General features: G+C 64.6%; 1 protein-coding gene. It reads right to left on the minus strand.

Annotated features, from left to right (window positions below):
• A partial coding sequence (locus HCC78_RS32925; RefSeq protein WP_172332869.1) for a transposase occupies window positions 1-718 on the minus strand: 718 nt, incomplete at both ends.

The raw sequence follows: 718 nt of genomic DNA on the forward strand, positions 1-718 counted from the left end.
TCCGTTGCCACGTTCTTCAGGCGCTTCATCGTGAAATGCGTGGCGCCCATCCAGGCCTTGATCGTGCCGAACGGATGCTCGACCGTCTGCCGCCTCAGCCGCATGACCAGAGGATCGCCGGCAATCCGCTGCTGGACCCGCTCCAGCACGTCCTCGTGTTCCCAGCGGCGGATCCGCCGCTCGGTCCCTGTCGTGCACATGGATTGCAGCGCGCAGCCCGGACAGGCATTGGTCCAGTAGCGCCGGATTTGCAGCCCCGCTTCCTCGCGTGTGGATCGATATGTCAGCGTCTTGCCCGCCGGGCAGCGGTATGTACCGCCTTCGCCGTCATAGACGAAATCTTCCTTGTCATACCGCCCGCTCGCACCCGCCCCCGACGTTTTCGGCTTGGGCACGGTCGCAGTGATCCCGGCCCGTTCGCAGGCCAGAAGCTCTTCGCTGTTGTAGTATTCCTTGTCAGCAATGGCCCGCAGTTCACCGGTGGTCATGACCTCCTGCGCCGCAATCGCCATCTCCGACAGCGCGTCGCGATCATAGCCTCGCATGGTCACCTCGTGGGCGACGATCAGGTGATGCTCTGCGTCGACAACGCTCTGAACGTTATAGCCGATGATGCGGGGATGCCGCGCCGTCGTGGCCATGGCCCGGGCATCCGGATCGGTCAGCGACACCTGGGTCTCGCCCGAGGCTTCCATGCGCGCCTGCATCGCGCGGGTCT

It is taken from the genome of Mangrovicoccus sp. HB161399 (assembly GCF_013184745.1).
Lineage (GTDB): Bacteria > Pseudomonadota > Alphaproteobacteria > Rhodobacterales > Rhodobacteraceae > Mangrovicoccus.